Source organism: Undibacterium sp. TJN19 (genome assembly GCF_049339485.1).
Lineage (GTDB): Bacteria > Pseudomonadota > Gammaproteobacteria > Burkholderiales > Burkholderiaceae_D > Undibacterium.
On record NZ_JBMPPL010000007.1, the window covers coordinates 92,695 to 116,031 of the forward strand.

The 23,337-nt window shown below is 50.6% G+C and carries 22 protein-coding genes; 10 read left to right on the plus strand and 12 right to left on the minus strand.

Features of this window, described 5'->3' with window-relative positions; all coding sequences use genetic code 11:
• Positions 1-237 precede the first annotated feature (237 nt).
• Both mnmA and ACO0LH_RS18780 read right to left on the minus strand, forming a co-directional pair.
• Positions 238-1,335: a tRNA 2-thiouridine(34) synthase MnmA gene (mnmA, locus tag ACO0LH_RS18775; RefSeq protein WP_422942660.1), complete on the minus strand. Its 1,098-nt coding sequence runs from the start codon at positions 1,333-1,335 to the stop codon at positions 238-240.
• On the minus strand, positions 1,332-1,823 hold the full coding sequence (locus ACO0LH_RS18780; protein WP_422942661.1) for an NUDIX hydrolase: 492 nt from the start codon (positions 1,821-1,823) through the stop codon (positions 1,332-1,334). Before ACO0LH_RS18780 ends, mnmA begins: the two co-directional genes overlap by 4 nt.
• Before the next feature lie 467 nt (positions 1,824-2,290).
• Between ACO0LH_RS18780 and ACO0LH_RS18785 the strand changes: the two genes are divergently transcribed.
• The 5 genes from ACO0LH_RS18785 (at position 2,291) to ACO0LH_RS18805 (ending at position 6,675) form a co-directional block, all read left to right on the plus strand.
• Positions 2,291-3,406, plus strand: coding sequence for a Re/Si-specific NAD(P)(+) transhydrogenase subunit alpha (locus tag ACO0LH_RS18785; protein ID WP_422942662.1), 1,116 nt, complete (start codon positions 2,291-2,293; stop codon positions 3,404-3,406).
• Positions 3,407-3,476: 70 nt separating this feature from the next.
• Complete coding sequence (gene panD / locus ACO0LH_RS18790; RefSeq protein WP_422942663.1) at positions 3,477-3,842, plus strand: aspartate 1-decarboxylase; 366 nt, start codon at positions 3,477-3,479, stop codon at positions 3,840-3,842.
• 37 nt (positions 3,843-3,879) lie between these two features.
• Positions 3,880-4,191, plus strand: coding sequence for a proton-translocating transhydrogenase family protein (locus ACO0LH_RS18795; protein WP_422942664.1), 312 nt, complete (start codon positions 3,880-3,882; stop codon positions 4,189-4,191).
• The gene (locus ACO0LH_RS18800; protein ID WP_422942665.1) at positions 4,191-5,624 is read left to right on the plus strand and encodes an NAD(P)(+) transhydrogenase (Re/Si-specific) subunit beta; all 1,434 of its coding nucleotides are present in this window, start codon (positions 4,191-4,193) and stop codon (positions 5,622-5,624) included. Before ACO0LH_RS18795 ends, ACO0LH_RS18800 begins: the two co-directional genes overlap by 1 nt.
• Before the next feature lie 262 nt (positions 5,625-5,886).
• A complete protein-coding gene (locus tag ACO0LH_RS18805; RefSeq protein WP_422942666.1) occupies positions 5,887-6,675 on the plus strand; it encodes a tetratricopeptide repeat protein in 789 nt (262 codons plus the stop codon).
• 64 nt (positions 6,676-6,739) lie between these two features.
• On the opposite strand, the gene rocF is transcribed toward ACO0LH_RS18805, so the two are convergent.
• Together rocF and ACO0LH_RS18815 are read right to left on the minus strand one after the other, a co-directional pair.
• Positions 6,740-7,651 (minus strand): arginase, encoded by a 912-nt coding sequence (gene rocF, locus ACO0LH_RS18810; protein ID WP_422942667.1) that lies wholly within the window; start codon positions 7,649-7,651, stop codon positions 6,740-6,742.
• A 30-nt stretch (positions 7,652-7,681) separates the two neighbouring features.
• Complete coding sequence (locus ACO0LH_RS18815) at positions 7,682-8,755, minus strand: ornithine cyclodeaminase (protein ID WP_422942668.1); 1,074 nt, start codon at positions 8,753-8,755, stop codon at positions 7,682-7,684.
• A 356-nt stretch (positions 8,756-9,111) separates the two neighbouring features.
• Between ACO0LH_RS18815 and ACO0LH_RS18820 the strand changes: the two genes are divergently transcribed.
• Positions 9,112-9,567 carry an Lrp/AsnC family transcriptional regulator gene (locus ACO0LH_RS18820; RefSeq protein ID WP_422942669.1) on the plus strand — a complete coding sequence of 152 codons (456 nt, stop codon included), beginning with the start codon at positions 9,112-9,114 and terminating at the stop codon, positions 9,565-9,567.
• A 21-nt stretch (positions 9,568-9,588) separates the two neighbouring features.
• Here ACO0LH_RS18820 and ACO0LH_RS18825 read toward each other — a convergent pair whose 3' ends face one another.
• The 8 genes from ACO0LH_RS18825 to ACO0LH_RS18860 form a co-directional block, all read right to left on the minus strand.
• Entirely contained in the window at positions 9,589-10,416 is an 828-nt protein-coding gene (locus tag ACO0LH_RS18825; RefSeq protein ID WP_422942670.1) for a response regulator, read from the minus strand.
• A 79-nt stretch (positions 10,417-10,495) separates the two neighbouring features.
• Positions 10,496-11,629 (minus strand): HD-GYP domain-containing protein, encoded by a 1,134-nt coding sequence (locus ACO0LH_RS18830; RefSeq protein ID WP_422942671.1) that lies wholly within the window; start codon positions 11,627-11,629, stop codon positions 10,496-10,498.
• A 200-nt stretch (positions 11,630-11,829) separates the two neighbouring features.
• Entirely contained in the window at positions 11,830-12,447 is a 618-nt protein-coding gene (locus ACO0LH_RS18835; protein WP_422942672.1) for a LysE family translocator, read from the minus strand.
• A 396-nt stretch (positions 12,448-12,843) separates the two neighbouring features.
• The gene (locus tag ACO0LH_RS18840) at positions 12,844-13,056 is read right to left on the minus strand and encodes a hypothetical protein (protein WP_422942673.1); all 213 of its coding nucleotides are present in this window, start codon (positions 13,054-13,056) and stop codon (positions 12,844-12,846) included.
• Positions 13,057-13,161: 105 nt separating this feature from the next.
• Positions 13,162-14,355 carry an FAD-dependent monooxygenase gene (locus ACO0LH_RS18845; protein WP_422942674.1) on the minus strand — a complete coding sequence of 398 codons (1,194 nt, stop codon included), beginning with the start codon at positions 14,353-14,355 and terminating at the stop codon, positions 13,162-13,164.
• A complete protein-coding gene (locus ACO0LH_RS18850) occupies positions 14,348-15,712 on the minus strand; it encodes an aminopeptidase P N-terminal domain-containing protein (protein WP_422942675.1) in 1,365 nt (454 codons plus the stop codon). The genes ACO0LH_RS18845 and ACO0LH_RS18850 overlap by 8 nt, the downstream gene beginning before the upstream one ends.
• A gap of 2 nt (positions 15,713-15,714) precedes the next feature.
• Positions 15,715-16,431, minus strand: a complete 717-nt coding sequence (gene murU / locus ACO0LH_RS18855) for an N-acetylmuramate alpha-1-phosphate uridylyltransferase MurU (RefSeq protein ID WP_422942676.1) — start codon at positions 16,429-16,431, stop codon at positions 15,715-15,717.
• Positions 16,432-16,440: 9 nt separating this feature from the next.
• Complete coding sequence (locus tag ACO0LH_RS18860) at positions 16,441-17,496, minus strand: aminoglycoside phosphotransferase family protein (protein WP_422942677.1); 1,056 nt, start codon at positions 17,494-17,496, stop codon at positions 16,441-16,443.
• Between the two features lie 117 nt (positions 17,497-17,613).
• Here ACO0LH_RS18860 and ACO0LH_RS18865 point away from each other — a divergent pair, with 117 nt between their 5' ends.
• The 4 genes from ACO0LH_RS18865 to rsmA all read left to right on the plus strand — a co-directional run bounded on the left by ACO0LH_RS18865 (position 17,614) and on the right by rsmA (position 23,316).
• On the plus strand, positions 17,614-19,935 hold the full coding sequence (locus ACO0LH_RS18865) for an LPS-assembly protein LptD (RefSeq protein ID WP_422942678.1): 2,322 nt from the start codon (positions 17,614-17,616) through the stop codon (positions 19,933-19,935).
• A gap of 200 nt (positions 19,936-20,135) precedes the next feature.
• On the plus strand, positions 20,136-21,500 hold the full coding sequence (locus ACO0LH_RS18870) for a peptidylprolyl isomerase (protein WP_422942679.1): 1,365 nt from the start codon (positions 20,136-20,138) through the stop codon (positions 21,498-21,500).
• Positions 21,500-22,543 carry a 4-hydroxythreonine-4-phosphate dehydrogenase PdxA gene (gene pdxA / locus ACO0LH_RS18875; RefSeq protein WP_422942680.1) on the plus strand — a complete coding sequence of 348 codons (1,044 nt, stop codon included), beginning with the start codon at positions 21,500-21,502 and terminating at the stop codon, positions 22,541-22,543. The genes ACO0LH_RS18870 and pdxA overlap by 1 nt, the downstream gene beginning before the upstream one ends.
• A complete protein-coding gene (gene rsmA / locus ACO0LH_RS18880) occupies positions 22,540-23,316 on the plus strand; it encodes a 16S rRNA (adenine(1518)-N(6)/adenine(1519)-N(6))-dimethyltransferase RsmA (RefSeq protein ID WP_422942681.1) in 777 nt (258 codons plus the stop codon). The genes pdxA and rsmA overlap by 4 nt, the downstream gene beginning before the upstream one ends.
• The last annotated feature ends 21 nt before the right edge of the window (positions 23,317-23,337 follow it).

The following is a 23,337-nucleotide window of genomic DNA, read 5'->3' on the forward strand; positions in this document are numbered from 1 at the left end:
ATCAAATCCAACAATGTTCGCTCACTGCACATTTTTATGTGAAAGTTGTTGTGCAACGCGAGATTTGTCAGAATAAACAATATTGGTCAAATTTTGTTCTGAAATTATGGCTAAAAACCCTAGCTTATCACTTGCATTCCAGCAACGCCTGAAGTCGGAGGTGGATTCAAATGAGGGTTTTTCTGATAATTTTATGACAGGTGCTTGCGACTTTGATAAGCCGCAAGCTGATGCGCATTAACGCACTGCTGTATCGATAATGCCGCCACCAAGGCAGATATCGCCGTCATATAAAACTGCCGATTGCCCAGGGGTAACCGCCCATTGTGCCTGTGGGAAAGCGAGTTGAAAGCGCGAAATGTCGCCATGGAAATCGCAGGCGACATCTGGCTGGCGGTAGCGTGTTTTTGCTGAAAGCGCGGATTGTTCCGGTGCCTGGCCCGATACCCAACTGACTTGCCCGGCTTCCAGTGACGATGACAGCAGCCAGGGATGATCATGCCCTTGCACGGCATACAGGGTATTGGCTTCCACATCTTTTTTAGCAACATACCAGGCATCGCTGCTGCCATCGGCATTTTGATGCGACTTGATGCCGCCTATGCCAATTCCTTTTCTTTGTCCCAGGGTGTAGAAACTCAGGCCCACATGCTGACCGATGATTTCCCCTTCCGGTGTCTGGATATCGCCGGGTTTATAGGACAGGTAACGGTTCAGGAATTCACGGAAAGGGCGTTCCCCGATGAAGCAGATACCAGTGGAGTCTTTCTTTTTCGCATTCGGTAACTGCAATTGCTCGGCAATCTTGCGCACTTCAGTCTTGTGAATCTCACCGAGCGGGAACAGGGTATTTGCCAATTGCTGCTGGTTCAGACGATGCAAAAAATAACTTTGATCCTTGCTGGCATCCATCGCCTTGAGCAACTGGAATTGCCCGTTCATTTCTCGCACACGGGCATAGTGGCCGGTGGCGATGTAATCGGCACCCAGCTTCATGGCGTGATCAAGAAAAGCCTTGAACTTGATTTCGGCATTGCACAGCACATCCGGGTTCGGTGTGCGGCCAGCCTGGTATTCACGCAGGAATTCTGCAAAGACGCGATCCTTGTATTCGCTGGCAAAATTGACGGCTTCAATATCGACACCAACCACATCGGCCACACTGACGGCATCTATCCAGTCTTCGCGGGTAGAGCAGTATTCTGAATCGTCGTCATCTTCCCAGTTCTTCATGAACAGGCCAATGACCTCATAACCCTGTTCTTTCAACAACCATGCCGAGACAGATGAATCAACGCCACCAGACATGCCTATGACTACTTTTTTCTTGCTCATTTTTGCGGTTCCAAGTTTCCAAGTGCGCTTGGATGGGTAAACAACAAGGCCAGCGGCGCGCGCCTGCCTTGCAAATAATCGTCTATGCACTGCATGACCAAAGGGCTGCGGTGCCTGTCTTGTGCTGCCACGATTTCATCGTAACTCATCCACAGGGCACGCAATATGCCAGTGTCAAGGGCGCGGTCTTGCGCCTTGCCCAATTCACCCGTAAAGGCAAAACGCAGGTAAGTGACTTCTTCACCCGTTTTGGGGGAAATGAAACGAGACAGATAGGTGCCTATCAGTGCTGTCGGTGTAAAGTCGTGGGCAGTCTCTTCCAGCGTCTCACGGATGACTGCCTGTTCCAGGCTCTCATCGGGGTCAAGATGACCGGCAGGCTGATTGATGCGGATACCATCGACGGTTTCTTCTTCAATCATGAAAAACTGTTGGTCGCGTTCAATAATTGCGGCTACAGTAACGGATGGTTTCCAAATGGCAGACATAGCTTCTCTCAATAAGTCCGATATTTTACTTTGTCGTCAATTTTTGTGTGGCAAACCAGCAAATTTGAAAGCGAATTAGCTAATGCGTAATTTATCTATGTCAGGAATTTACCAGTCATTGTAGTCGCTTTGGATTTGCGTCAAACTGGTGCAAGTTGATTATTTGTTCTCAAGTCTCTGTTTTTAAAAGATATTTTCATGTGTCGCAAATTGCGCCAGTTGAGAGCACAGCTACTTCAGAGTGATGGGCTTATATAAAATACAAAAAATAGAACGGTTGTGCTAAAAAACATTTTGCGTGTAATATCGTTGTCGAATACGAAATGTAAGATTCGGGTAAGGAAACCGGATCAGCAGGACGGGTAACGATGCTTAAGCCTTGGCCTGGTCTCGTCCACACGAAATTGATTTACTGAATTTAGCCACAGAATCCAGTCACCGAATTTATTCACATCAGGAGCAAGCTTATGAAAATCGGCATTCCCGCCGAGTCACGGCCGGGGGAGACGCGTGTCGCGGCAACCCCAGAAACCATAAAGAAATACGTCACAGCGAAGCATCAGGTGATTGTGCAGTCTGGTGCCGGTGTGGCTTCCAGCATTACGGATGAGGCTTATCAGGCTGCCGGTGCGCAAATTGGCACTGCTGCTGACGCCTTTGGTGCAGAACTCGTGTTGAAAGTGCGGGCACCTGATGCAGGTGAGCGCGCACTGATGAAATCCGGCACGGTGCTGGTAGGCATGCTCAATCCTTTTGATGCCGATAATATCGCTGCGATGGCGGCACATGGCCTGAGTGCCATTGCGCTGGAAGCAGCGCCACGTATTACCCGTGCCCAGTCGCTCGATGTCTTGTCTTCGCAAGCCAATATCGCCGGTTACAAGGCCGTCATGCTGGCGGCCAATACTTACCAACGCTTTATGCCCATGCTGATGACGGCAGCGGGTACGGTCAAGGCAGCACGTGTCTTGATCATGGGTGTTGGTGTTGCTGGTTTGCAGGCGATTGCCACGGCTAAGCGTCTGGGTGCAGTCATCGAAGCGTCGGACGTGCGCCCGCCAGTCAAAGAGCAAGTCGAATCATTGGGCGCAAAATTCATCGATGTGCCGTATGAAACTGATGAAGAACGCGAAATTGCCAAAGGCGTTGGAGGGTATGCCCGCTCCATGCCCGCCGCATGGATGGAAAGACAGGCTGCGCTGGTGCATGAACGTGCCAAACAGGCTGACATCATCATCACCACGGCGCTGATCCCTGGCCGCAAGGCACCGGTATTGATCTCTGAAGACACAGTCAAGGCCATGAAGCCTGGTTCAGTCATCGTCGATATGGCCGTAGAGCAGGGCGGCAACTGCCCCTTGTCTGAACTGGGCAAGACAGTCACCAAATATGGTGTACATATCATTGGCGAGCCAAATCTGGCGACGCTGGTGGCGGCTGACGCATCTGCGCTGTATGCGCGCAATGTGCTGGATTTCCTGAAACTGATCATCGATAAAGATGCCGCTCTGGCACTGAATCGTGAAGATGAAATCGTTGCTGCCACCCTGGTATGTTCAGGTGGTGAAGTCTTGAAGAAATAGAGTCAGGTTTTTAGTTACACAAGTTTTTAGTTATCAGTTTTAGTTATAAGTATCAGAAAGTAGAATGACCATGCAAAGAAATATGCTCCGCGCCAAAATTCATCGCGCAACTGTAACCCAGTGTGACCTGCACTATGAAGGATCGTGCGGTATAGATGAAGATCTGCTCGACGCTGCCAACATCATCGAAAACGAACAGATAGAGCTGTATAACGTCAACAACGGTGAACGCTTTTCCACCTATGCCATCCGTGGCAAGCGTGGTAGCGGTGAAATCTCACTCAATGGCGCTGCAGCCCGTCGTGTACAGCTCGGTGATTTGATGATTATCTGCACCTATGCGCCAATGACAGAAGAAGAGGCCAGGGTCTATCAACCGAACGTCGTTTTTGTTAACGCTAAAAATCAAATCACCAGCCTTAAAGCGTATAAATAGTTTTGCATGTCTTAATTCATTAAACAGAGAGGACATCATGGAAGTCAGTCATACCCTTACCAACCTCATCATCTTCGTGCTGGCAATTTATGTCGGTTACCACGTGGTGTGGACAGTAACCCCCGCTTTACACACGCCTTTGATGGCGGTGACCAATGCCATATCTGCCATCATCATCGTCGGCGCCATGCTGGCCGCCGGCTTGACGGAAGGTTTGCTGGCCCAGGTGATGGGCACGGTTGCCGTCGCGCTGGCAGCGGTGAATGTATTCGGCGGTTTTCTGGTTACACAGAGAATGCTGGAAATGTTCAAGAAAAAAGAGCCTAAAGCACCGAAGGAGAACAAATAATGAGCATGAATCTGGTGACGATGCTCTATCTGATTGCATCCGTATGTTTTATTCAGGCACTGAAAGGTTTGTCCCATCCATCGACGGCGCGCCGTGGTAATACTTTCGGCATGATAGGCATGGCGATCGCAGTGGCGACGACCATTGCCCTGATCGTCAAGCTGAAAAACGAAAGTGCAGGGGCCGGCCTTGGTTATGGTCTGGTCATTATCGGCGTGGTGGTTGGTGGTGGCATTGGTGCGACCCTGGCAAAACGTGTAGAAATGACGAAGATGCCTGAGCTGGTTGCAGCGATGCACTCCCTGATCGGTCTGGCTGCGGTGTGTATCGCTGTTGCTGTTGTGTCCGAACCATGGGTATTCAATATCGTGGCACGCGATCAGCCTATCCCGTTTGGTAACCGCCTGGAATTGTTTATCGGTACTTTTGTCGGTGCGATTACTTTCTCTGGTTCGGTTATTGCGTTTGGTAAATTATCTGGCAAATACAAGTTCCGCCTGTTCCAGGGCGCACCTGTCAGTTTCGCTGGCCAGCATCAGTTGAATCTGATCCTGGCAATTGCCATGCTGGCTTTTGGTATTGCTTTCTGCGTGACACAAAACTGGGTGCCATTTATCGTCATGGCAGCGATTGCCTTTGTATTGGGCGTGCTGATCATCATTCCTATCGGCGGTGCTGACATGCCGGTAGTGGTGTCAATGCTGAACAGCTATTCTGGCTGGGCGGCTGCGGGTATCGGGTTTTCGCTTAATAACTCCATGCTGATCATTGCCGGTTCGCTGGTGGGTTCTTCTGGTGCGATTCTGTCTTACATCATGTGTAAGGCGATGAACCGTTCTTTCTTTAATGTGATACTGGGTGGTTTTGGTGGTGAAGCGGCAACTGCTGCTACAGGTGATCAGGCGCAGCGTACCGTTAAATCCGGCTCTGCTGACGACGTGGCCTTTTTGCTCGGCAATGCTGAAACTGTCATCATCGTGCCTGGCTATGGCCTGGCGGTGGCACGTGCCCAGCATGCCCTGAAAGAACTGACCGAGAAACTGACGCACAAAGGCATTACAGTCAAATACGCAATTCACCCAGTGGCAGGGCGTATGCCTGGTCACATGAATGTGTTGCTGGCAGAAGCCGAGGTGCCATATGACCAGGTTTTCGAGATGGAAGACATCAACAGTGAATTTGGCCAGGCTGACGTGGTATTGGTGCTGGGTGCAAATGATGTGGTCAACCCCGCAGCAAAAGACCCCAAATCAGCGATTGCTGGCATGCCCATCCTGGAAGCCTATAAAGCCAAGACCGTCATTGTCAACAAGCGATCCATGGCTTCTGGCTATGCAGGGCTGGACAATGAGCTGTTCTACATGGATAAAACCATGATGGTCTTTGGTGATGCGAAGAAAGTCATCGAAGACATGGTAAAAGCAGTCGAGTAAAATTTTTTGCCATGACAAAAACCGCTGATTTATTCAGCGGTTTTTTTGTTTTTACCGTGCTGTTTTTTGCATTTGTGAGGTTGATATTGAGCAAGTAATTGCCTTTTGCTTGCAAAAAACATACGTTGGTATATATTGCAACAATTCTTGTCTTTATGTAAGGATACATTTCGCTGCTGATGTGGATGGCAGCGCGTCATACGTGGAACCCATTTCATCGATAAGTATGAGTTCCAGTCAAATCATATTCAGGAGAGGCATCATGAAAAAAATCTTAAAACTGATGATTATCATGGCATTGACCGGCAACGCTTATGCAGACGATATGAGCGATGCCAATCGCTTGTACGCCAACAAGGATTATGCAAAGGCGCTGCCCTTGTTCACCAAGCTGGCAAATGCTGGCAGTGCAGATGCCCAAACCATGCTGGGTGAAATGTACTGGTTCGGTGATGGTGTTGCGATTGATATCGGCACAGCTGAACAGTGGTTCGCAAAGGCCGCAAATGGGGGCAATGCCAAGGCCAGGCAATTTAATGAAGTGATCGCCCAACGTAAAATCCATGCGGCAGACATCGCTTACTACACCAAAAATTTTGATGGCCGCGATGTGCGTCTGGCAAATTATAATTGCGTGCAACCTGAATTCCCCCAGGTATCCAAAACCAAGGCTGAGGTCAATAAACTGACAGAAGCCGCGAATAGCTGGCAGGCATGCTACAACCGCTTTGTGACCAATTTCAATGCCGCCTTGCCTGCAGGAACGACTATCCCCAGGGAAATCGGCGGATTGATGAACGATCAGGAAATGGCGCAAGCAGTGGAATTGATGGATGCACGCTATAAGCAGATTGCAGAAGACACCAGGGAGATGGCACTCAATGTCAATAAGAGTCAAACGGCATGGAGGCTGGCAACCGAAAATTACATCTCTACAGAAGTTGTTGCGAAAAAATTGGAGCAGGATCGCATACAGCAAGAGGCCTTTGAGTCACGGATGGGATTTTTGGCAAAACAATCCGGCCCTATGGCTAACCGCAAGACAAATTAAAGAAAATGGTGCACAGAATGTGAAACATTCGTGCACCATTTCTTAAGCGCTCAGCATGAGGAAGCTACATCCTGACCAGCGTGGATTTGCCAAACAGGCTTTCGATCAGATCGACGGCCAGCACTGCAGTCTGGTTACGCACGTCGAGCGCCGGATTCAGTTCCACCACATCGAGTGACGCCAGCAAGCCCGTATCAGCAATCATTTCCATGCATAATTGCGCCTCACGATAGCTGGGGCCACCGAGCACAGCCGTGCCCACGCCGGGGGCAATACCCGGGTCCAAACAATCAAGATCAAAGCTCACATGCAAATGGGTGTCAGCATCCAGGTTTGCCAGGGCAGAAGTCATCACATTGCGCATGCCATATTCATCGATATAACGCATATCAAAGACCTGCATGCCCATTTCATGAATGAAGCGCCGTTCACCTTCATCAACACTGCGTATGCCGATCAGGCGGATGTCGGTTGGCTGTATCGCCGGCGTATGACCGCCATAGGCAATCAACTCTTTCGGGCCATGGCCCATCAGGCAGGCCACAGGCATGCCGTGGATATTGCCGGTCGGGCTAATGGTGGATAAATTGCTATCGGCATGGGCATCAAACCATAAGACGCGCAGTTTTTTACCAACACGGCGGCAATGGGCGGCCACCGCGCTGATGGAACCAATTGCCAGGCAATGATCGCCACCCAGCATCATCGGCATATGACCATCACGCAATGCTGTGGCAACAGCATCATGGACTGCCTGGTTCCAGTCTATCGCCTCTTTCAGATGACGAAGACCATTGACAGGTTGCTCCCAGGGATTGGCCGGACCATGCAGGTTGCCATGGTCGATGACTTTCAGTTGCCGAGCCGTCAGGGCTTCATTCAGGCCCGCTACACGCAATGCGTCAGGCCCCATGCCTGCGCCTCTGACACTTGCGCCAACATCGGTTGGCGCTCCAATTAAGGAAATGGTTTTCATTCGTTTAAGTTGTAAGCAGTGATGCCTGGTTCAGGCGTTTATCGGTACAGCATAATCTGTCGTGGCGCGGCTGGTAGCGGGTGCCAGGGCAACCGCCATTCCCATGCCAAACAGGTCTTTTGGGTTCATCATTTCAGGTATCAGGTCCAGTACCGGTGAGTTGGCTTGCATGACATATTTCTCCAGATAACGCATGGCAGAAAAATCTTCCAGCGCAAAACCGACCGAGTCAAAAACCGTCACCTGTTCTGCATTACTGCGTCCCGTTGCCTTGCCTTCCAGTATTTTCCATAATTCCGTCACCTGGAAATCTGCCGGCATCTGTTGCAATTCGCCTTCGATTCTGGATTGTGGTTCATACTCTACGACGACATGGGCGTTACTCAAAATATCGGCATGCAATTCAGTCTTGCCAGGGCAATCACCACCGACGCCATTGATATGCATGCCAGGTTCTATCATTTCCGGGGTCAGTATTATGGCATTGGTTTTATCTGCGGTAACTGTGGTAATGATATCTGCGCCTTTGACTGCTTCAGCAGTAGAACTGGCACGGATAATACGTAAATTCGGATAAGCACGTAAATTATGTATCAATTTATCAGTGGCTGCCGGATCAATGTCATAAACGCGCAACTCTTCTATGCCCAGCATGGCATGAAAAGCCACAGCCTGGAATTCACTTTGTGCACCATTACCTATCAGTGCCATGCTGCGGCTGTTGGGGCGGGCCATATAGCTTGCCGCCAGTGCCGATGTTGCAGCGGTGCGTATTGCTGTCGTCAGTGTCAGTTCTGACAGCAGACGTGGGTAGCCGGTATTTACGTCTGCCAATACGCCAAAGGCTGTCACCGTCAATAAACCTGCCTGCGTGTTTTTGGGGTGGCCGTTGACGTACTTGAATGAATATTGTGTGCCATCAGAAATCGGCATCAATTCGATGACCCCTACGTCGGAATGATTGGCTACCCTTGCCGATTTGTCGAAGGACTGCCAGCGTAAATAATCTTCTTTGATCATGCCAGCCAGACGCGTGATGGCGTCCTCGAGCCTGACTTTTTTCAAATGATTTTGCATCTCTTGCGTGCCGATGAAGGTCACCATAATGTTCTCCGTCTGTTTTTGGGATAGTGCGGAATACATTTCAGAGGCTATTGCGAAATCACCCTGGGATTGCGGACCAGCTTATTTGTCGTGCTGGCATATGACTATGTACGCACGGAAAATATTGCCAACATCCAACCAGACCCATTTCGCATCAGGCTCTTGCGCACCTGTTGTGCTATGTATTCTGTAGACTATTGTATCCAGTGGCACAGATAATTAGATTGCTAAATATGATGTAAATCGCATGTAAATAGAAATATAATTTCTTAAAAATGATATTTATGTGTTTTAATTTCATAAATATGGAAATTGATAAAATATCCCGTTATTGGGGTTGAATCGGGAGTTAAAAAATGGACGTGTATGACCGCAGTATTTTGCGACACTTGCAACAAGATGGCCGCATGAGTAACCTGAACCTGGCCGAGCGCATCCATCTTTCTGCACCGCAAACCTTAAGAAGGGTCAGGACGCTGGAAGAAAAAGGGGTGATTCGTGGCTATGTCGCACAAGTCGCCCCTCAGGCCATCGGTCTGGGTGTGATGGCTTTTGTGAATTTGTCACTGGACAGGGAACAGTTTCGCAATGTGCGTGAGGTTGAACGCAAACTCATGGCGTTTAATGAAATTATCGAATGTCATACCATTTCAGGTGACTTTGATTACATCCTGAAGGTGGTGGCGGCCGATTTGAAAAGCCTGTCGCAGTTTTTGACAGATACTCTTATGCAAGTGCCAGGCGTGGCTTCATTGCGGTCCATGATCTGCATGGAAGAGATCAAACCCGTCAGCGGCTTGCCCATAGAATAATGCCCTGCGGCCAACACGTTCTTAGCGCTGCCGGCGCAAATGCCGGTAACGTTCAGCCCGGCTGGCGATGACTGAAATCAGTGTTTCCGGGTCTATGGGTTTGCTTAAAAAATCATCGGCACCAGTTTGTATGGCCGTCATCTGCTTTTCAGTTTCAGTCGACAGGAAGACGATAGGCACATCCAGATAGCGATTATTCTGGCGTATGATTTGTGCCATCTCCAGCCCACTGCAAACCGGCATGTTGAGGTCAGTCAGTATCAGTTCAGGTTTGAACTTTTTCAGCGTATCAAGAATTTCGCCGGGGTTATTAATCGATATCACGTGCATGCCAGCGCTGCTGAGTATTGCCTCATAATACGCGGCCAGCATTTCATCATCATCTACCACCAGAATACGGTAAGCCAGCACTTCATTGCGGGCGATTTTTTCATCTATCTTGGCACTCAAGGCTTCTACATCCAGCGGCTTGAGAAAATAACCCTCTGCACCTTCACGCACGGCAGCCAGCCTTTGGGTGAAATCGTCCTGCGATGAAATATAGATGACAGGGAAACTGGAAATAAGCCTGTTCCCCAGCCGCAGCCGGGCGCGTTTCCCCGCTTCACTGTCTATATCCATCAGCAGGGCATGTGGTGCCCTTACCTGTATGGCTGAAAGCAATTCTTCCGGCTCGTGAAACTGTATTGCTTCATAGTGATATGCCGCCAGTGCAGTGGCCAATTGCTGTCCGGCTTCTTCATCTGAGAAGTACAGGTAGACCAGGTGGTGATAACCGGCCTGATTCGATTCTTCAAAAGATTCCATATTGGCTTTATCTTCAGCAGAATCGTCCAAATCCATATTCATGATATTTACCATTTATTCACTTTGATTGATCCGCGCAAGGGATGTGTGGCGATTACGGTCAGGTAATGATTGCGTACTCTTAAAGACGGGCGATTTCTCCCCACAGATGGCGCATGGTGAATTTCACCTGCACCTGATCTCTATGCAGCACTTCTCGAATTGCTATCTTGCTGGTATCACGTTTCAGCGGTACAGTCAGTGCCACGCCGCGCGGCCCCAGCAGGGAATGAACAAATGGCGTCGTGGTCATGGCACCCTTGCCAGTGACTACTGCGGTTTCACCATTGTCCAGTTTGACAAAAGTACCAATGGGATAAGTGCCCAGTTCGCGTATGAAAACAGTCACCAGCATCGGGTCTATTTTGGATTTTCCCTCAACGAGGATGTCTCGCAACGCCGCATTGGGTAACATTGATTTCCGGTAACTGCGGATGCTGACACGCGCACAATAGCGATCTGCGAGCGAAATGATCTTGGCATTTTGCGGTATGTCTGCACTACTTTTCTTGCCTGGGTAACCACTACCATCTTCACTTTCATGGTGGTGCAATACCCATGACAGCCATTCTTCACGGTCTATGCCGGCGGCACGCAACATGCGGACGCCTGTTTCAGGATGCTGGAAAATAAGTTCCTGTTCCGCGGCAGTCAATGCCTCGCTTTTTTCTTGCAGACGTTCTTGCTGGCGCAACATGCCGAGATTCATGGTCAGCGCGGCAGCGGCCAGCATGGCCAGCTCTTCTGGTGGTTTTTTCAGTGCGCGAGCAATCAAAAGTGACACGATGGCCGTATCGACAGAATGCCGGGTGCCATAGGTATCTTCCTGATTCAACAAAATATTACCCAGGGCGACATCGGGTGCCATGAATGCGGCAGAACCAACGCGTCTGGCCAGTGTCAGTAAATCTGCCTGGGCATTGGTTTCTGTGCTGAGGTTGTACAGAATGCGGCGCAGTTCAGTGCGCGCATTATTGATCATGCGAACTACAGACGGTGCTTCAGTCGCTTTTTCTACCGGTTTGCCATCTCGCAGATTATTATCACTTCTGTCGATATCGGCGAACAGGCCGCGCTCTATCAGCGCTGCCACCTGGCCTGCATGGGTGACAGTGAACCCCTTGCGCAACAATAGCTTGCCGTCACTGCCATATACATCCCAGGGCAAAGGCTGTCCTATCACGATATCAGACATACCTATGCGTCTTGTTGACATGCAACACCTCACTGGCTGTATTTCAAATCAAAAATCAGCTTGACCCCATTTGTTTCCGGGCAGGTAATTTATGCTAGCAGAAATTATTGCTTTTGCTTGTTATCGATTGTCAACAACAGCGATTTCTTGTTGTGAGATGGAAGAACGCAACAATATGCGGATTTTTTAAATCATTTAAGGCAGGAATTGTTACTTTTTTACTATGTTGACCGTTTCGCTCCAGCCAGCATGCAAGCAAAGAATATAAAAGTTGCTGCACCTATCTTGTTCATGCGCGAACCACCTTTTTCAGATGTCAGCCAGTTTTTTGCTCGTCCAGCAAACAAGGCATAACTGCTATGTATCAACATGATCAATGTGCTGTAAGTGAGCACTAATACGCAGAATTGCATCCCATAGCTGATGTCAGGATCAATAAATTGTGGAAAAATCGACAAGAAGAAAAATATGGCCTTGGGATTGGTTATCTGCAAAGACAGGCCCTCGAGAAAGCGCCGCTTAAAACTGGCTTCATGCGTGGTTTTTTCTGTAAATTGAAACGCGGGTGCACGCCAGAGTTTGATACCAAGAAAAATCAGGTAGGCTGCACCCAGGTATTTAAGTACTGCAAACGCCGTCGCCGATGCGGCAAGAACGACACCCACACTGGTGGCAGAAATTCCCGCCACGATCAAGGCACCGAAAGCCACACCCAGAATGCCACCAAAAGTGCCGCGAAAACCATAGCGCAGGGCATTGCTCAGCGTCATCACCACACCAGGACCGGGACTGAATATTGTAGCTGTCGCCATCAGCAGGAATAGTGGGTAAAGTTTCATCGTGGGCCTGTGCAAACGTGAGAAAAGAAGCTGAGATGATTGTACGCTGGTGTTGTTTGCGCACACAGATACAGAATCTCGCTAAATGATACTGAACAGGCTCAGATATACGTTTGCGTCTGATCGGGTTTTATGTCGAGGGGGAAGGGGATGAAGGGCTGGCGCCCCTCATGAATACAGCATCAAATATCCAGCATCAAATCTTGGAGATCTCTGATTGAGCGTTGCTGGCAATGCTGGTTTGGCGAATCGAAAAGCCAGAAACTCATTCGTACGTCAGTACGGCGGTCATCGCTGGCTCCGATAGCGTCGTGCTTGGCCTCAACAGAGCTTTCCTGGCGCGTAGCCCTATTTGCCAGTGTGAGCAAATACTACGGTGACGCCGCTAAAGAAATTTTAGTGTTTTTTTGCAAAACGCAGAGCGAATTTCTTGAAATGACGATAACTTGCTCCCAGGTCTTGCAAAAAATCCAGGGATTCTGTGATGGAGGCGCCTTGTTCGCTGAAACTGGTCTTGAATTCTTCATAGGCAGATTCCAGCACCACAGCAAGCTGGTGATTGTATATACGTCCGTAGTTCAGGTGACGTCTTTTTGTGCGCAATTTCATGGTGTTTCCTTTCAGTGAAGGGCGGATTATAGATGAATCCGGAAGCAGGGTGCGATTTGCCTGCGTGTCATCCCCCAGGCAAGCCGCTTATCTGATTTGCCGTTGTCAGCGCCAGCCAAACATCATTTGTTCTGCCAGCAATTTCTTCGCCGTTTTGCTGACATCCAGCATGCCAAGGCCAAAGCCTAACAAACCCTGGCTCAGTGAACCATCGGGGGCACTGGCAAAAACTCTTGCCATGCTGTCGGTGATACGTATGGTCAGCTTGCGGTCAGGCTGACGCTCGGCGATGTAGGCCTGCAAGGCAGGTGCCGGATCGCCATCGTGGCTGGGCAGGCGCAGCAGTTGCCGCGCGAGTATGAACGCATCGCGCAAGCCCAGATTCAAACCCTGGCCCGCTACCGGGTGCAGGGTTTGCGCAGCATTGCCTATGCTGACAATGCGCGCAGTAGCGTGGCTGTGGGCGTTTAAACCTAGTGGATAAGACAGACGTGCTGAGGCTTTTATAAAATTGCCCAGTCTGTGTCCAAAAGCCTGTTGCAAGGCTTGCCTGAACGCGCCGTCATCCAGCGCCAGCAAGCTCACCGCCAGTTCAGGCCGCACACACCAGACCAGCGCATAGCCATCTTCCTGCGGTAATAAAGCCAGCGGGCCCTGATCGGTAAAGCGTTCAAACGCCCGTCCGGCTATCGCCTGATCGCAAGTGACATGGGCGATGATGGCGGTTTGCTGATAATTGTGATGCTGGCTTTTTTCTCCCTGGTCAAGGAAGCTCCCACCTTCTGCCTGTACGACTATACCCGCGCTGATTTTGCTGACTTTGCCATCCGCCTGGGTGAGTGTCAGGCTGACCTGATCAGTGCTTTCGTCTACGCTGCTGACGGTGCAGGGTCTTTGTATCAATATCCCACTTTGCTCGAGCGCCGCCTGCATGGGGCGAATAATGTCGCCATAGCGGGCCACATAGCCCAGTGCTGGCAAACCGTAGTCACTGGCTTGCATCAGGCTGCGGCCAAAATGACCGCGGCGCGAGACGTGGATTTCACGTATTGCCGTCGCTTTGATTGGCCAGACGCCAGCGCTTTGCAGGATTTGCTGACTGCCATAGGACAAGGCAATCGAGCGCGCATCCTGCTCAGCCTGTTCCCTGGTTTTTGCATCGAACAAGGCAATACGGTTTGCTGCATAACCTTGCCTGCGCAGCTGTAATGCCAGCGCCTGCCCGACCGGGCCGGCGCCACAGATGGCGATATCAAAGTCCTGGTTGGTGGGATGCACGGTGCTTGTGGTATCAGGCATGACGCATTTCTGCTTCGATTTCTGCTACAGTTTTTGGGGTGGCACGGCTCAGGTTGACATGGCCTTCAGCGGTGATAAGGATATCGTCTTCTATGCGTATGCCGATGTTCCAGAATTCTTCTGCTATACCCTCCGCAGGACGCACATAAATACCAGGCTCGATGGTGATCACCATGCCCGGCTGTAAATGGCGGTAGGGTTTTTCATCGCCGGCTTTTTCTGTTTCTCGGTAGTTGCCGACATCATGTACATCCAGCCCCAGCCAGTGACCAGTACCATGCATATAGAATTGCCGGAAAGCGTTGCTTTCAATAGCGTCATCCACATTGCCGACCTTGTTCTTGTCCAGCAGGCCGGTGTCCAGCATGCCCTGGGTCAGTACACGCACGGCGGCATGATGTCCATCCATATAGCGCGAGCCAGGGTGCGCGCAATCCAGTGCAGCCTGTTGCGATGCCAGCACGATTTCATACAGGCGCCGTTGCGCTGGGCTGAATTTGCCATTGGCAGGGAAGGTACGCGTGATATCCGCTGCGTAGCTGTTGAATTCGCAACCGGCATCAATCAGGATCAGATCACCGTTCCTGATTTGCGCATCATTACTCTGGTAATGCAGCACGCAGGCGTTGGCACCGGTGGCAACGATGGAACCATACGCCGGTGATTGCGCACCCTGGCGACGGAATTCATGCAGTAATTCTGCTTCCAGTTCATATTCATATTTGCCTGGCCTGGCAATACGCATTGCCCGCGCATGGGCTGCGCCAGAAATGCTGGCGGCGCGTTGCATAAGGGCGATTTCAGTCGCCTCTTTTACCACGCGCATTTCATCGATCAGTTCGCGCACATCGACAGTCGCAGCCGGTGCCCTGATGCCACTGCGGCTTTTGCCCCGCACACTTTGCAGCCATTGCTGTACTTGCGCGTCGATATGCGGTTCTTGCGCACTGCTGTAAAACAGTTTGCCTGCATCAGCCAAGATATCGGGCATCGTTTCATTGATGCTGTCTATGGCGTAGGCCTTATCAAAGCCGAATTCTTTTTCTGCCGCAGCCGGCCCATAACGAAAGCCATCCCAGATTTCTCTTTCGAGATTTTTTTCGCGGCAAAACAAAATGCTTTGCTGCTGGCTGCCATTTGCAATCAATACAATCACTGCTTCCGGTTCGGTAAAGCCTGACAGGTAATAGAAATAACTGTCGTGCCGGAAAGGGAAGGTATTGTCGTTATTACGGATAAATTCATTGGCCGTCGGGATGATGGCGACACCGCCACCCTGGGCCTGTATGACAGACATCAGGCGCTGGCGACGGCCAGCATATTCAGCATGAAAGGGGGCATTGAGGGCATCGCGCATGGTCATCCTCTATTGAAATGCAGTGGTGCATTGAGCGCATCAAGCTGGTCTGGCGTGCCTAGGTTATGCCATTCACCGCGATACAGTTCACCGCCAATACGGCCAGCGTCTATGTGTTCACGCAACAGGGGGCCGAGTTTGGCATGGTCACCGGGGCGTATTGCGGCAAACATTTCAGGACGGTAGACGCCGACATTGGCAAAGGTATGACGTGGCGTACCTTCGTTCGACAAGCCCATCAAGGTCAATGCGAAATCTCCTGACGGATGAAAGGACGGGTTTTTTACCATATACAGCCAGGCGATATCGCGTTTATCTTCCGGATGTGGGTTGCCCCACGGGTCGCTTTCCTCCAGTGTATTAAGGCATTCAGCGAAATTGAAATGCGGAATATAGATATCGCCAGAAACAACGATGAAGGGCTGGTCACCCAGCAAGTGCAGGGCCTTGGCGATGCCGCCTGCTGTTTCCAGTGCCTGTTCTTCGGCGGAATATTGAATGCTGGCGCCAAAGCGCGAACCGTCACCCAGAGCGTCTTCCAGCATATGGCCGAGATGGGCATGATTGATGACCAGTTCAGTAATACCTGCCTTGACGAGATTCAGGATATGCCAGACGATCAGCGGCCTGCCACGCACCTTCAGTAAAGGCTTGGGGCAGGTGTCTGTCAGAGGGCGCATTCTTTCGCCGCGCCCGGCGGCAAGTAACATGGCTTTCATGATGCCGCCTTAGAAGGTATAACCAACTTGTGGCGCGTTGTCTTCCAGTTCATCGAGCAAGCGCAATAATGGAATCAGCTCTTTATAGCGATGTGCAGTTTTGCGTATATATTCCATGACGGTAGGGATATCACCCAAAAAGCGATCCTTGCCATCACGGTGCCACAGACGGGCGAATATGCCCAGAATTTTCAGATGGCGTTGCAGACCCATCCATTCAAAATCACGGTAAAAACTGTCAATGTCGGGTGCTACAGGCAAGCCTGCGCGTTTGGCTTTTTCCCAATAGCGTATGGCCCAGTCGAGCACGATTTCTTCATCCCATTGCACATAGGCGTCACGCAACAGCGACACCAGGTCATAGGTAATGGGGCCATATACAGCATCCTGAAAATCAATGATGCCGGGGTTGCCCTTGTCCATCCACATCAGGTTGCGTGAATGATAGTCGCGGTGCACATAGACTTGCGGCTGCGCCAGTGCGCTGGCCAGCAAGTGATCGAACACTTTGTCCAGCGTGGCATTTTGCGCATCCGTCAACGTGACGCCCAGGTGTTTGGCGATATACCATTCCTTGAAAATATTCAGTTCGCGCAACAGGAAAGGGCGGTCGTATTCAGGCAGGACATCGGGCTGGCTTTGCGCCTGCAACAAGATCAGGCTGTCGATTGCATCCAGATACAGTTTGTGGGCATTATCACTGTTCAGGATTTGACCATACGTGTGCAATCCCAGGTCAGTCACCAGCAGGAAACCCTGATCCAGATCATGTGCTAATACTTCTGGTACGGTCAGATTGATGTCTTTCAGCAGGTTTGCCATTTTGATAAATGCGCGACTGTTTTCACTGGAAGGTGGTGCATCAACACCTATTAAGCTGCCACCGTCTTCGCTGTCAATCCGGTAGTACTGACGAAAACTGGCGTCTGCTGACGCAACTCGCAGACTGTCAAGCTTCAGTTTATGTTCTGGCAGACTGCTCAGCCAGGATCGCAGGGCATCACGACGCTGTTCTTTTTCGGCTGCTAAAGCAGCAGAATTGACGGGTATTGCTGTGGATGGCATGTATAAAATTTAATAGAGTTGTGTTTGTCTGCATACTTCAAGTGGTTTTGCCAGCATTTCACCTATAATAGGCGACTGATTTCTGGTGCATTGTCTGTATGACATCGACCAGCATACTTGGCAAAACGCTCACTGACCACTGAATTCATGCGCAGGAAACCCGTATTATCTCACTCACCGCTGTTGTTTCCTACTATCCCGGCGATTCTCGTGTCGGTTTTGGTACCAGCCTATTTTTCGCAAGCATTGGCGCAGACTGTGCCTTTGACAGTGCCGCCGACGTCTGCGCCTGTAGAAAAGAAGGACATGACGGATGAGGCGCTGGCAAAGAAACAGCAAAACGACAAACTGCTCAACGATAAAGCCAGGCAGGATGACAGGAACGCGCCCATCAGTATCACCGCCGAGCAATTCAAGGGCAGGCCGGAACGCTTTATCAAGTTTGATAATGATGTCGAGGTCATCAAAGGCGGCACACGCCTTAATGCAGATCAGGCCACTTACAGCAACCTGGAAGATGAGGTGGATGCCTACGGCAATATCCGCATGCAGCGCTATGGTGACTGCTACACCGGTGATGCCATGCGCCTCCAGCTTGATTCCGGCGCCGGTTTTGTCAGCAATCCCATTTATAAACTGATCCGTAACAATGCCCAGGGGCATGCCGCCAGGATCGATTTTCAGGATGAGGAACGTTCCGTCATCACCATGGGTACCTACAGTACCTGTGAAGGCTTGAACCCGGACTGGTATTTGCAGGCAGACACGCTCAATCTTGATACAGGTCTCGATACTGGCGTGGCCGGTAAATCTGTGCTGTATTTCAAGGGCGTGCCTATACTGGCGACGCCATCGCTGACTTTTCCTTTGTCCGGCGCGCGTCATTCGGGCTTGTTGCCACCTGTTTTTGGTGCTTCATCCAAAGGCGGTGCTGAAGTCAGCATGCCCTATTATTTCAATATCGCCCCCAACCGCGATTTGACGATATATCCAAAAATGATCGCCAAGCGCGGCTTGCAACTGGGTCTGGAAGGCCGTTACCTGGGTGAGACCTATGCTGGAGAAACCAGTGTTGAAGGTTTGCTCAATGACAGGGTAACCGGCACGAACCGTTATGCGGTTGCGTCGGTACATCAGCAAAAATTATTGCCGCAGCTGGATTTGTCGTGGAATATCAATTCGGCTTCAGATGATAATTATCCTGCCGATTTCTCTCGTACTATCACCAAAACTGCGCAACGCCTGTTATTGCGTGAAGCAAGCCTGACGTATTACGGCTCGTTCTGGAACCTGGGTTTGCGCACTTCGAATTACCAGGTTCTGCAAGATCTGGCAGCGCCCATTGACCGGCCATATGACCGCCTGCCACAACTGCAATTGCATGCCGAACAGCATGACGTGATGGGGCTGGACTGGTCCATGGATACCATATTGACGCGCTTCTGGCATCCAACCATGGTGCGTGGCGACAGGCTGGTATTCAATCCGCAATTGTCCTTACCATTGGTGCAGGCGGGCGCATTTATCATCCCCAAGATTTCTTTCCATGCCACCAATTATCATCTGGTTAATCCGGCACCGGGTCAGGAAAATGATTTTCATCGCGTCGTACCGACTTTTTCTGTTGACAGTGGCCTGATATTTGAACGCAAGACGCGCCTGTTCAATAACGATCTGACACAAACGCTGGAACCGCGCCTGTTTTATGTGAACACACCGTATCGTGACCAGTCACGCATGCCGAACTTTGACAGCGCTGTTGCCGACTTTAATTTCGCCCAGATTTTCAGCGAAAACCGGTTTACCGGCCAGGACAGGATAGGTGATTCCAACCAGATCACGGCGGCGCTGATTTCACGTTATATCGAAAACAATGGGGACGAAAGCCTGAAATTGGCAATTGGCCAGCGTTTTTATTTCAATACGCAAAAAGTCACACTCGACAATACAGTCAGCCCCAGTCGTTCCGATCTGTTGCTGGCTGCAATAGGCAAGCTGTCCAGTACCCTGTCTGGCGAGATGGCCCTGCAATTAAGCCAGACCGACAGGCAGTCAGTGCGTGCCAACTATGGCATACACTGGCAACCTTCGCCTAAAAAGGTCTTGAATCTGGAATATCGTTATCAGCGCAATACGCTGGAGCAAATCGATGCGTCCGCCCAATGGCCTCTGGCTGATCGCTGGTATATGGTGGGTAGAAGTAATTATTCCATCATGGACAAGAAAATGGTGGATGGCCTGCTCGGTTTTGAATACAAGGCTGATTGCTGGTCCTTACGTTTCCTGGCACAGCGTTTTGCCACGACCAGCGTCAACAATACTTCGGGCTTTTCCATACAGCTGGAATTGAATGGCTTGGCGCGACTGGGTTTTGGTGCCAATCCGATTGATGCTTTAAGGAAAAACATTTCGGGTTATCAGTCAGGTAGCGAGCGCTAGACTTGCTCTGGTTTTATCTGAATGGCACGTTTATTTTTTTGCTGTACTAACAATTGTAGTGCCGTAGTAAGCTTTCGAACTGGCTGTTTGTTTGTGAAATGGGTGCGAACGTGTATATTGCAACTTTTGCCCCGCTTCGACACTCTATAACGGGACTTGGCTTAACAGGATTTTGGATTGATATGCGACATTTATTGCAAATGAAACAACGTAATTTACTCTCTGTACTGGCGGTTTCTACCGGCCTGCTCATCAGCTCCAGCGCTTGGTCACAAGTTAAATTGAGCCCTGTGGTCTCACCTCAGCCGCAAAACAAAACGCAAGGCAAGTCGCAAGTTATCAACAGCATTATTGTTGTCGTCAACGATGAAGTGATTACGCGCCAGGAATTGAATGAACGCATACTCGGGGTTGAGCTGCGCCTGAAAAAACAGGGCACACCCTTGCCTGACCGCGCTGATTTGCAAAAACAGTTGCTTGAACGCATGATTGTAGATCGTGCGCAAATGCAATTGGCTAAAGAAAATGGTATGCGCGTGGATGACGTCATGCTTGATCGCACCATGTTGCGGTTGGCAGAACAAAACAAGATGTCGGTGCAGGAGTTTCGTAATCAAATCGAGCGTGAAGGAACTTCTTACGCCAAGTTCCGTGAGGAAATCCGCGACGATATCCTGATGCAACGTATCCGTGAGCGCGAAGTCGACAGTAAAATTCAGGTGTCTGAAACTGAAATCGATAACTATCTGGCTGCTGAAGCCAATTCCAAATCAGCCAAACAAGAACTGAATCTTGCCCACATTCTGGTCAGTATTCCGGAAAATGCATCTGCCGAGCAAATCGCAGTGCGTCGCAAACGCGCAGAAGAAGTCTTGCAAAAATTGCGTGGCGGCGCTGATTTCGCCAAGCTGGCCGTGACTTATTCAGATAGCTCTGAAGCATTGAAAGGTGGCGACATCGGCTGGCGTGAACAAGACCGTTTGCCACAATTGTTTGTTGACGCCATCAGCAAAACCAAAGTTGGTGAATTTTCTGACATCGTCCGTAGCCCGAATGGCTTTCATATCGTCAAAGTGAATGGCAAACGTGCCCTCAATGACAGCAAAGCGCCTGCTGCCGTACAACAAACCCACGCCCGTCATATCCTGATCAAGGTCAGCCAGATTGTGACTGCGGCTGAGGCGACGCAGAAATTACGCGATTTCAAACAGAAACTGGAAGCCAAGACAGCGACGTTTGAAGATCTGGCAAAAACCTATTCGGCTGACGGTTCTGCATCCAAAGGTGGCGATCTGGGGTGGTTATATCCAGGTGATACCGTACCGGAATTTGAACAGGCGATGGACAAACTGGCCATCAACCAGATCAGCGACCCGGTCATCAGTCAGTTTGGCGTCCACTTGATTCAGGTTACTGAACGCAAAACCGATGAATTGTCAAAAGACAGGTTGCGTATCGCAGCGCGTCAGGCTGTACGGGAACGTAAGTCAGATGAAGCCCTGCAAGACTGGCTGCGTGAAATCCGTGACCGGGCTTACGTTGATTATCGTCTGGAAGACAAATAATGCCCCAGCCCAGTTTGCCGGTGATCGCGGTAACCGTAGGGGAACCAGCCGGCATTGGACCTGAAATTGCAATACGCGCAGCCTGGCAACTGCGCCATGAAATTCGCTCTGTTTTAATTGGTGATGCCGCTTATCTGTCCATGCTGGCGGGAGAAATTGACCCTGCCATCAACATGATGGGGCTGTCCGTGCAAGCCTTGCGGCACCATGGTTTGCCAGCGTCTGGCACAGAACGCCTGAGCATTATCGATACCCCTTTGAATGCCCATGTCTTTGCCGGTCAACTGGACCCACGCAATGGCCGCGCCGTCTTGCAGACCCTGGATGTGGCCATCGAAAGCGTGCAGCAGAAATGGTGTGACGCCATCGTTACTGCACCCTTGCAGAAAAGTACCATCAATGATGCGGGTGTCGCCTTTAGCGGGCATACAGAATATTTTGCCGAAAAAACCCATACTGCCCGCGTCGTCATGATGCTCGCTTGTGAAGCCAATGACGGTTTGCCGCAAGCGCTGCGCGTTGCGCTGGCGACCACGCATCTGCCGTTGAGCAAGGTGGCCGCTGCCATACAGTTTGATGATTTACTGCGCACCATAGAAATTATTCACACCGACTTGCGTGACAAGTTCGGTATTGCCCAGCCGCGTATTCTGGTGACAGGGTTGAATCCGCATGCTGGTGAAAACGGTTACCTGGGCATGGAAGAAATTGAAGTCATTACCCCTGTTATCCAGCACGCCCAAGAGCAGGGTATGCTAGTGACCGGGCCTTATCCGGCAGATACCCTGTTCCAGCAAAAATACCTGGCTCAGGCTGACTGTGTGCTGGCGATGTATCACGACCAGGGCTTGCCAGTGTTAAAGCATGCCAGCTTTGGCCAGGGTGTGAATATCACACTGGGCCTGCCTTTGATACGTACCTCGGTTGATCATGGCACGGCGCTGGATCTGGCCGCACAAGGTGTCGGCCATGCTGATATCAGCAGTATGATAGCTGCCATCCGGGCTGCTGCCGGTATGGCGAAAACGCAAAAAAATATATGAAACATATTCCCCGCAAACGCTTCGGTCAGAACTTTCTGACTGACGACATCGTATTAAGCCAGATCATTCGCGTGATTCACCCCGAGCCTGGTCAGACCATGGTCGAAATTGGCCCCGGCCTGGCAGCCATGACGCGCCTTTTGCTGGATGGGCTGACGCACCTGCATGTGGTTGAGCTTGACCGCGACCTGGTGGCTCGCCTGAAGAAAAATTTTGTACCAGAAAAACTGACTGTGCATGAAGGCGATGCCTTGCAGTTTGACTTTGCTTCCATTCCCGTTCCCGCTGGGCAGAAATTGCGCGTGGTAGGTAATTTGCCTTACAACATATCCAGCCCCCTGTTATTCCATCTCGCAGAAATTGCGCCATTGGTGGAAGACCAGCATTTCATGCTGCAAAAAGAAGTGGTTGAACGCATGGTGGCAGAACCTGGCAGCAAGACTTATGGCCGCTTGTCAGTCATGCTGCAGGTACGCTATCACATGGAATTGATGTTCATCGTGCCGCCAGAAGCGTTCGACCCGCCACCACGGGTAGAATCTGCGATTGTCCGCATGATACCCAAGCAGGGCGCCTTGCCTTGTGATATCAAGAAACTGGAAGAAGTAGTGACCAAGGCATTTTCACAAAGGCGTAAAGTGGTGCGTAATTGCGTTGCCGGTTTGCTGACCGAAGCAGATCTGGTCGCTTGCGGGGTTGACCCGCAAATGCGACCAGAAACCATTTCACTGGAAGCCTATGTGGCCATGGCTAATTTGCTGAGCGCCCGCTGAGGCCAGAGGCCACTGTTTCTG

Coding starts and splice junctions, on each gene's coding strand:
- mnmA (WP_422942660.1), bottom strand. CDS start 1,335: ATGAGCAAGAAAAAAGTAGTCATAGGCATGTCTGGTGGCGTTGATTCA.
- ACO0LH_RS18780 (WP_422942661.1), bottom strand. CDS start 1,823: ATGTCTGCCATTTGGAAACCATCCGTTACTGTAGCCGCAATTATTGAA.
- ACO0LH_RS18785 (WP_422942662.1), top strand. CDS start 2,291: ATGAAAATCGGCATTCCCGCCGAGTCACGGCCGGGGGAGACGCGTGTC.
- panD (WP_422942663.1), top strand. CDS start 3,477: ATGCAAAGAAATATGCTCCGCGCCAAAATTCATCGCGCAACTGTAACC.
- ACO0LH_RS18795 (WP_422942664.1), top strand. CDS start 3,880: ATGGAAGTCAGTCATACCCTTACCAACCTCATCATCTTCGTGCTGGCA.
- ACO0LH_RS18800 (WP_422942665.1), top strand. CDS start 4,191: ATGAGCATGAATCTGGTGACGATGCTCTATCTGATTGCATCCGTATGT.
- ACO0LH_RS18805 (WP_422942666.1), top strand. CDS start 5,887: ATGAAAAAAATCTTAAAACTGATGATTATCATGGCATTGACCGGCAAC.
- rocF (WP_422942667.1), bottom strand. CDS start 7,651: ATGAAAACCATTTCCTTAATTGGAGCGCCAACCGATGTTGGCGCAAGT.
- ACO0LH_RS18815 (WP_422942668.1), bottom strand. CDS start 8,755: ATGGTGACCTTCATCGGCACGCAAGAGATGCAAAATCATTTGAAAAAA.
- ACO0LH_RS18820 (WP_422942669.1), top strand. CDS start 9,112: ATGGACGTGTATGACCGCAGTATTTTGCGACACTTGCAACAAGATGGC.
- ACO0LH_RS18825 (WP_422942670.1), bottom strand. CDS start 10,416: ATGAATATGGATTTGGACGATTCTGCTGAAGATAAAGCCAATATGGAA.
- ACO0LH_RS18830 (WP_422942671.1), bottom strand. CDS start 11,629: ATGTCAACAAGACGCATAGGTATGTCTGATATCGTGATAGGACAGCCT.
- ACO0LH_RS18835 (WP_422942672.1), bottom strand. CDS start 12,447: ATGAAACTTTACCCACTATTCCTGCTGATGGCGACAGCTACAATATTC.
- ACO0LH_RS18840 (WP_422942673.1), bottom strand. CDS start 13,056: ATGAAATTGCGCACAAAAAGACGTCACCTGAACTACGGACGTATATAC.
- ACO0LH_RS18845 (WP_422942674.1), bottom strand. CDS start 14,355: ATGCCTGATACCACAAGCACCGTGCATCCCACCAACCAGGACTTTGAT.
- ACO0LH_RS18850 (WP_422942675.1), bottom strand. CDS start 15,712: ATGCGCGATGCCCTCAATGCCCCCTTTCATGCTGAATATGCTGGCCGT.
- murU (WP_422942676.1), bottom strand. CDS start 16,431: ATGAAAGCCATGTTACTTGCCGCCGGGCGCGGCGAAAGAATGCGCCCT.
- ACO0LH_RS18860 (WP_422942677.1), bottom strand. CDS start 17,496: ATGCCATCCACAGCAATACCCGTCAATTCTGCTGCTTTAGCAGCCGAA.
- ACO0LH_RS18870 (WP_422942679.1), top strand. CDS start 20,136: ATGAAACAACGTAATTTACTCTCTGTACTGGCGGTTTCTACCGGCCTG.
- pdxA (WP_422942680.1), top strand. CDS start 21,500: ATGCCCCAGCCCAGTTTGCCGGTGATCGCGGTAACCGTAGGGGAACCA.
- rsmA (WP_422942681.1), top strand. CDS start 22,540: ATGAAACATATTCCCCGCAAACGCTTCGGTCAGAACTTTCTGACTGAC.